The organism is Microcella sp. (assembly GCF_033763155.1).
Lineage (GTDB): Bacteria > Actinomycetota > Actinomycetes > Actinomycetales > Microbacteriaceae > Microcella.
In genome coordinates this window covers 1-7,570 of the sequence record NZ_JANRKZ010000096.1, presented here as the reverse complement: position 1 = coordinate 7,570, position 7,570 = coordinate 1, and the positions used below count along the sequence as shown (strand labels likewise).

Sequence of the window (7,570 nt, the reverse complement as noted above, 5' to 3'; positions counted from 1 at the left end):
AGCTGCGGTCGAGGCCGGGGCCGCGATCGTCAACGACGTGAGCGGGGGACTCGCCGACCCCGCGATGCTCGAGACCGTCGCGGGGCTCGACAGTCAGTACGTCATCATGCACTGGCGCGGGCCGAGCGCCACGTGGGATGCGGTAAGCGACTATGCGTGGGCTCCGCAGGATGTCACCAATGAACTCATGGGCCGCTGGCACGCCGCGCTCGAGGCGGGCGTGCAGCCCGAGCGGCTGTGGGTTGATCCGGGCCTGGGCTTCGCCAAGCGCCCGGAGCACAACTGGCAGCTGCTTGCTGAGCTCAGCACGTTGCGGTCGATCGGCGCTCGCGTGCTCGTGGGTGCCTCACGCAAGCGGTTCTTGGGCGCGTTGCTGCCCGAGGGCACGCCCGTTGACGAGCGCGATCTGCTGACCGCGGTGGTCTCGGCCCTCGCGGCGGATCACGTGGATGCCCTGCGCGTGCACGACGTGCGCTCGAGCGCCCGCGCCCTCGACGTGTGGCAGTCGATCGTGACCGCAGCCGACTCGGCCCCCACGTATCGCGCTTCGTACGTAGCGAGCCCGCCGCTCGATCGTCACGCGCGCGGCGACGCCATTACCCTCACGGGGTTGCGGGCCTTCGCGCACCACGGCGTCTTCGACCACGAACGGCGCGACGGTCAAGAGTTCATCATCGACGTGACGGCCCGACTCGACCTGCGCACCGCGGGGAGCGACGACGAGCTCGCCTCGACCGTGCACTACGGCGTGCTCGCCGAACAGGTCGTCGCCGCGGTCGAAGCCGACCCCGTCGACCTCATCGAGACCGTCGCTGAGCGCGTCGCGGCGGTCGTGCTGAGCCACGGCGCGGTGTGGCAGACCGAGGTCACGGTGCATAAACCGCAGGCGCCCATCACGGTGCCGTTCGCCGACGTGAGCGTCACGATTGCGCGGGGGCGGTCGTGACCGTCGTGCACCCGGCGACGGCCGTCATCGCGCTCGGCAGCAACCTCGGTGACCGCGAGGCCACACTTGAGCGCGCGGTTGCTGCGCTTGACGGGTTGCCCGAGTCGAGCATCCTCGCCGTCTCGTCGTGGCATGGCACGGTGGCACTCACGGTCGACGGGCTCGACCCCGAGAAGCCCGCCTACCTGAACGGCGTCGCAGTGCTGCAGACGCACCTCGACCCCTACTCGCTGCTTGACGCCCTGCGCGCGATCGAAGCCGAGAACGGTCGCGAGCGCATCGAGCGCTGGGGCGACCGCACGCTCGACCTCGATCTCATCGCGTTCGATGACCTCGAGATTGACTCCGACGTGTTGCAGGTTCCGCACCCGCGGGCGCACGAGCGTGACTTCGTGCTCGCCCCGTGGCTCGAGGTGCAGCCGGATGCTCACCTCACCGGCCACGGAGACGTCGCGGCTCTGCTCGCGGCCCTGCAGTCGGGCGGTGCCGAGTGACCCGCACGCGCCCGCTTCCCCTGCTCATCGCGGCACTCGTCGGGCTCGCGGTGGCCTTCGCGCTCGACCTTGCGCTCGCCATGCGCGGAGTCGCCGTGCTCGTGCCCCCGCTCTCGCTTGCCGTCGCCCTCGTGCTCATCGCGGCTCTCGTGCTGGCGTTGGCGTGGCCGGTGCGGCGCGCCGCGAAGGGTGAGCGACGCATCGACCCGCTGTTTGCCGTGCGGGCCGTCGTGCTCGCCAAGGCGAGCGCCCTCGCGGGTGCGATGCTCGCGGGCGGGGCGGCCGGCATTCTGATCTATCTGCTCACGCGCACAGTGGTGCCGTTAGGCTCAAGCCTGGCTGCGGGGGCAACCCTGGTGGCCGCCGCTGCGCTGGTGACCGCGGCACTCGTCGCCGAGCACTGGTGCGCTCTGCCGCCCGATGATCCGACTGAGGAGACCGCCCCGTGACGAACCCTGAATCGACCGGCGCCGAATCGACTGGCACTGAATCAATCGGCGCCGACCCCGCCGCACCGGGCTCCGCTCGCCTCGACGTCGCGGGAGAGTGGCAGCGCGTCTCGCCGAAGTACATTCCGGTCGACATGATCGGCACGGCCATTTTCGGGGCCATCGCCACCGCTGTCTCGTTCGTGCCCTTCTGGATCGGCTGGCCCGAAGGGTGGCTTGTCGGGGTCGGCGTTGCCACGATCTTCGTGATCACGCTCGCGCTGACGCCCCGTCGCGTGCGGGCCATCGGCTACCTGCTGCGCGACGACGACCTTCTCTTTCGCCGCGGCATCATGTTTCAACGCTTCGTTGCGGTGCCCTACGGTCGCATGCAGCTCGTCGACATCAGTCGCGGGCCGGTTGCGCGCGCGTTCGGCCTCGCCGAGCTCAAGTTTGTGACGGCCGCCGCGTCAAGTGGCGTGCTCATTCCCGGCTTGCCCCTGGCCGAAGCTGAGCAGTTGCGCGACCACCTGGTGGCCGTCGCCGAGACGCGCCGGGCCGGACTGTGACCGACCCTCACGCCGAGTGGGCGCCGCCGTCACCCCCGCCGGCCGCCCCGCCCGCCACACCATCGACCGAGCAGCCGCGCCAGCCAGTCGCGGTCAGCACCGACTTCGCTGACGGTGAATGGCACCGGCTGCATCCCGCCACACCACTGTTTCGCGGCGGCCTGGCCTTCGTCGCCATTCTCGGCGTGCTGATCGTGAACCTGCGTGACCGCTTCTTCGAGATCTTCTTCGATGACCAGCAGGTGCCGCTGCCGCCGACGGGTGGTGATCTCGAGTCTGACGCGATCGATTTCATCGTGCGCGAAGAGTTGGTGCTCGTCGCCCTGCTGATTGCCGTGGGCGTGCTGCTCTTGCTGGTGGCGGGCTTCTACTTCTCGTGGCGACTGCACACGTTCCGCATTACTGACGAGGTCGTCGAAGTGCGCTCGGGCATCCTGTTTCGCACCAATCGCAAAGCGCGCCTCGACCGCATTCAAGGCATCAACATCGCCCGACCCTTCGTGCCCCGCGTGTTTGGCGCCGCCAAGCTGGAGATCTCGGTCGCGGGTAATGACGCCAACGTTCCGCTCGCCTACCTGCGCGGAGCCGACGCCGACGCCTTGCGCCGCGACATCTTGCTGCTCGCCTCGGGTGCGCAGCGCGCGGGTGTCGACCCGGCTGCCACCGCGGCGAGCGGCATCGGCGGGATGCTCGATGCCCGTGTCTCAGAACTGCTGTCGCCCGAGCTCGACGTCGACCTCGTGGCGCCCACGTCGATCGTGCGCATGAACCCCGGCCGGCTCATCGGCTCGACCGTGCTCAGCGACACCATGATCGTTCTCGTCGCGATGCTCGTGGCCATTGTCGTGACGAGCATCGTGACGGGCGAGTTGTTTCTGCTCGTCGCCATGTTCCCGGGAATTATCGGCATCGGCGGTTTTCTCATCGCGCGCATCACGCGCTCACTGCGTTACTCGATCGCCGCGACCCCCGACGGCGTGCGGGTGGGTTTCGGGCTGCTCTCGACCACGAACGAGACGCTGCCTCCCGGGCGCATCCACTCGGTGAAGGTCAGCCAGCCCCTGCTCTGGCGGCCCTTCGGTTGGTGGCAGATCGCGGTCAACCGCGCCTCGCGGTCGTCGCAAAACGGGGCGGCGGGGCAACAGCAGACGAGCATCCTTCCCGTGGGCAATCTCGATGATGTGCGCGCCGTACTGCAGCTCTTGTTGCCCGAGGTTGCTCATGAAGCGAGCCTGCCCGTGCTCGAGCTGGGCTTGAGCGGCCGCGGCACCGAGGGCGGCTTCACGGTGTCGCCGCGGCGGGCGCGCGTGCTGCGGTGGTTCTCGCAGCCCCGCAACGGATTCGCGCTCACCGACACGGCCGTGCTCTTGCGCCGCGGTGCTATTTGGCGCTCACTCATTGCCGTGCCCTATTCGCGCACGCAGTCGGTGTCGGTGCACCAGGGCCCGCTGCTCCGCGCTCTGCGTCTCGCGTGGGTTCAGGTGCACACCGTGGCCGGTCCGATTCTTCCGATGCTCGGCGCTCTCGATCGCGACGACGCACTGCGCTTGTTTCATGGCGTCGCGGATGCGTCGTTGCGGGCGGCGGCCACCGACACGAGTCATCGCTGGCGCCAGCGGTGAGCACGCGCGACGGTCGGCTTGGTGTTGGCATTGTCGGCGCGGGCCGGGTCGGCCCGGTAATCGGGGCCGCGCTCGCGGGTGCGGGTCACGCGCTCGTCGGCGTCTCGGCGAGCACCGATGATGAGCGCGATCGCGTCGAGAGCATGCTTCCGGGCGTTCCCGTGCTTACGGTGCCGCAGATCGTCGAGCGCAGTGAGCTTGTCGTGATCGCCGTCCCCGACGACCAACTCGTCGAGCTCGTCGCGGGGCTCGCGGCTCTCGGCGCGTGGCAGCCCGGCCAACTCGTGCTGCACACGTCGGCCCGCCACGGCTTGGCGGCGCTCGACCCCGCGCGGGCCGTGGGCGCGATTCCGCTGGCCGTGCATCCGGCCATTGCGTTCACGGGCACGAGCATTGACCTCGCCCGCTTGCGCGACGCGTGGTGCGCCGTGACCGCTCCGGGGCCTGTGTTGCCGATCGCGCAAGCTCTCGTCGTGGAGATGGGCGCCGAACCGGTCGTCGTGGGCGACGACGATCGCCCGGCGTATGCCGACGCAATCGAGGCCGCGTCGCAGTTTTCGACCGCGATCATCGCGCAGTCGGTTACCGCCCTGCGCGCGATCGGAGTGGACGAACCCGGACGCGTTCTCGGCGGAGTCGTGCGCTCGGCCGTCGAGAACGCGTTGCAGTCTGCCGCTGTCGATAGCATCGACCGGTGAGCGCCTCCACCCTGCCCGACGTCGAAACCACGATCGCCGGGCTGCGTGAGCGCCTCGACTCGGCCCGAGCGGCCGGATCAACCGTCGCTCTCGTGCCCACCATGGGCTCGCTACACGAGGGTCATCTCGCCCTCGTCGAGCACGCGCGCGAGGTTGCCGATGTTGTCATCGTGTCGGTGTTTGTCAATCCGATGCAGTTCGGGCCGACGGAAGACTTCGAGCGCTACCCGCGCGACCTCGACGCCGATCGCGAGGCCCTGGCCGGGCACGGCGTCGACGCGCTGTTCGCTCCGACTGCCGATGAGGTGTACCCCACGGGCCCGGTGGCCACGCGCGTGAGTGCCGGCAACCTTGGCGGCATGTACGAGGGCCGCTCGCGCGCCGGACACTTCGATGGCGTGCTCACCGTGGTGGCCAAGCTGCTCAACATCGCGCAGCCGACCGTTGCCGTCTTCGGCGAGAAAGACGCGCAGCAGGTGTTTCTCGTGCAGCGCATGGTGCGCGACCTCGACATGCGCACGCGCATCGACGTGGTCGAGACGGTGCGCGCCGACGACGGCCTCGCCCTCTCCAGCCGCAACGCCTACCTCGACGAGCGCTACCGTCGTGCCGCCCGCACGATTCCCGACGCCCTCGAAGCCGCCGAGTCGGCCGCCGACCGCGGCATCGATGCCGTCATCGCGGCTGCGCAAGGCGTGCTCATGGGCTCGAACGAGGTCGAACTCGACTACTTCGCCCTCGTGCGCCCCGACACCTTCCAGTCGATCGACGACGACTACCACGGGCCTGCGCGGGCGCTCATCGCGGCCCGCGTCGGAACGACGCGACTCATCGACACGACGCTGCTGCACTTGGCGTGAGGGGCGGGGTGCGCGAGCATCCCCGAATCGGGCCCCGCGGTAGGCTGGCAGCGATGACCGAGAACGCTGAAACCGACGCTGCACCGACTGCTCAAGCCGAGCCCACCGTCGAAGAAATCGCCGAGCAAAAGCAGGTTCGGCTCGACAAGCGGCAGCGCATGCTCGATGCCGGAATCGAGCCCTACGCCGTCGGACTCACCGTGACCGACACGATTGCGGATGTTCGCTCGCGGTTTCCGAACCTCGAGGTCGACACCGCCACGGGTGAGCGGGTTGCCCTTGCCGGCCGTGTCGTCTTCTCGCGCAACACGGGCAAGCTGTGCTTCGCCACCCTGCAGGCCGGAGACGGAAGCCGCATTCAAGTGATGCTGAGCCTCGCCGAGGTCGGAGATGCCGCGCTCGATCAGTGGAAAGACCTCGTTGACCTGGGCGACCACGTGTTTGTCGAGGGCGAAGTCATCACGAGCAAGCGCGGCGAGCTGAGCGTCATGGTCTCGACGTGGGCCATTGCCGCGAAGGCGATTCTGCCGCTGCCCAACCTGCACAACGAGCTGAGCGACGAAACGCGCGTGCGCCAGCGGTACCTCGACCTGATTGTGCGCGAGCAAGCGCGCGTCACGGTGCGCGCTCGCGCCGCGGCTGTTGCCAGCTTGCGCACCACGTTTGCGAGCCACGGCTATCTCGAGGTCGAGACGCCCATGCTGCAGACGATGCACGGCGGAGCATCCGCCCGCCCCTTCGTCACGCACTCCAACGCTTTCGACACCGAGTTGTTTTTGCGCATCGCACCCGAGCTCTTCTTGAAGCGCGCGGTTGTCGGCGGTATCGAGCGAGTCTTCGAGATCAACCGAAACTTCCGCAACGAGGGCGCCGACTCGACGCACAGCCCCGAGTTCGCGATGCTCGAGGCCTACCAGGCCTATGGCGACTACCACCAGATGGCCGACCTCACGCAAGAGATGATCCAGAACGCGGCCGTGGCTGTGTCAGGCTCGCACGTCGTGACGTGGGCCGACGGCACCGAATACGACCTCGGTGGCGAGTGGGATCGCCTGAGCATGTACGAGTCGCTCAGCGCCGCCGCGGGCGTCGAGATCACGCCGCAGACCCCCATGGCTGCCCTCAAGAAGCTTGCCGATGCGGTCGAGATCGAGATCGATCACCCGCTGCCCGGCAAGTATGTCGAAGAGCTGTGGGAGCACTTCGTCAAGGGCGACCTCGTGCGCCCCACGTTCGTTATGGACTTTCCCGTCGACACGAGCCCCCTCGTGCGGGAGCACCGCAGCATTCCGGGCGTTGTCGAGAAGTGGGATCTCTATGTGCGCGGCTTTGAGCTCGCGACGGCGTACTCCGAGCTCGTTGACCCCGTCGTGCAGCGCGAGCGATTTGTGGCCCAGGCGGCGCTCGCCGCGGGCGGCGACCTCGAAGCCATGCAGCTCGATGAGGCGTTCTTGACCGCGCTTGAGCACGGCATGCCGCCGAGCGGGGGAATGGGCATGGGTATCGACCGCTTGCTCATGGCACTCACGGGCCTCGGCATTCGCGAGACCATTCTCTTTCCGCTGGTGAAGTAGGGTCGCGACATGGCGAAAGACGAGCTCAAGCTTCCGGGCGACGACGAGAAGAAGCCCGAGATCAGCATGAACCGGCTGGCTCTGTGGCTCGTCGTCGGCGCCGTCGGGGCCTACCTCTTGATCTCCGGCATCATCGGCATCATCAACCAGGGCTAGCCTCGGTTCTGCCCCCATACGGGGGAATGCTGTCGCGAGCTGTCGAGCGTAGCCTGGGGTCACCCGCTATCCCTGTGCTCGTGGATGCCCTCCGGCACCCGCGAATCGCCCTACCCGATCGGCGATCGACGTGATCTCTCACCGCCTCCGCGCTGTGGTCACCGGCGTGCCGATTCTCGCGGTGTCGGCTCTCATCGTCGCGACGCCCGGATTCGCCTCGGAG

At 68.4% G+C, this 7,570-nt stretch carries 9 protein-coding genes; all 9 read left to right on the top strand.

Going from position 1 to position 7,570, the window contains the following annotated elements:
* Positions 1–946 (top strand): dihydroneopterin aldolase (gene folB, locus SFU54_RS04485; protein WP_319015105.1); only part of this gene is annotated, 946 nt, incomplete at its 5' end.
* On the top strand, positions 943–1,440 hold the full coding sequence (gene folK / locus SFU54_RS04480; RefSeq protein ID WP_319015104.1) for a 2-amino-4-hydroxy-6-hydroxymethyldihydropteridine diphosphokinase: 498 nt from the start codon (positions 943–945) through the stop codon (positions 1,438–1,440). The genes folB and folK, both read left to right, overlap by 4 nt.
* Positions 1,437–1,889 (top strand): DUF3180 family protein, encoded by a 453-nt coding sequence (locus SFU54_RS04475; protein ID WP_319015103.1) that lies wholly within the window; start codon positions 1,437–1,439, stop codon positions 1,887–1,889. Before folK ends, SFU54_RS04475 begins: the two co-directional genes overlap by 4 nt.
* The gene (locus SFU54_RS04470) at positions 1,886–2,437 is read left to right on the top strand and encodes a PH domain-containing protein (protein ID WP_319015102.1); all 552 of its coding nucleotides are present in this window, start codon (positions 1,886–1,888) and stop codon (positions 2,435–2,437) included. Before SFU54_RS04475 ends, SFU54_RS04470 begins: the two co-directional genes overlap by 4 nt.
* Positions 2,434–4,059, top strand: a complete 1,626-nt coding sequence (locus tag SFU54_RS04465) for a PH domain-containing protein (protein WP_319015101.1) — start codon at positions 2,434–2,436, stop codon at positions 4,057–4,059. The genes SFU54_RS04470 and SFU54_RS04465 overlap by 4 nt, the downstream gene beginning before the upstream one ends.
* The gene (locus SFU54_RS04460) at positions 4,056–4,757 is read left to right on the top strand and encodes a Rossmann-like and DUF2520 domain-containing protein (protein WP_319015100.1); all 702 of its coding nucleotides are present in this window, start codon (positions 4,056–4,058) and stop codon (positions 4,755–4,757) included. Before SFU54_RS04465 ends, SFU54_RS04460 begins: the two co-directional genes overlap by 4 nt.
* Positions 4,754–5,617, top strand: a complete 864-nt coding sequence (panC, locus tag SFU54_RS04455; RefSeq protein WP_319015099.1) for a pantoate--beta-alanine ligase — start codon at positions 4,754–4,756, stop codon at positions 5,615–5,617. Before SFU54_RS04460 ends, panC begins: the two co-directional genes overlap by 4 nt.
* 53 nt (positions 5,618–5,670) lie before the next feature.
* A complete protein-coding gene (gene lysS / locus SFU54_RS04450; protein WP_319015098.1) occupies positions 5,671–7,191 on the top strand; it encodes a lysine--tRNA ligase in 1,521 nt (506 codons plus the stop codon).
* Between the two features lie 9 nt (positions 7,192–7,200).
* Positions 7,201–7,347, top strand: a complete 147-nt coding sequence (locus SFU54_RS04445; protein ID WP_319015097.1) for a hypothetical protein — start codon at positions 7,201–7,203, stop codon at positions 7,345–7,347.
* Positions 7,348–7,570: the final 223 nt, after the last annotated feature.

Bases quoted from the DNA above. Each gene is read 5' to 3' on its own strand.
- SFU54_RS04445 (WP_319015097.1), top strand. From the start codon at position 7,201: ATGGCGAAAGACGAGCTCAAGCTTCCGGGCGACGACGAGAAGAAGCCC.
- lysS (WP_319015098.1), top strand. From the start codon at position 5,671: ATGACCGAGAACGCTGAAACCGACGCTGCACCGACTGCTCAAGCCGAG.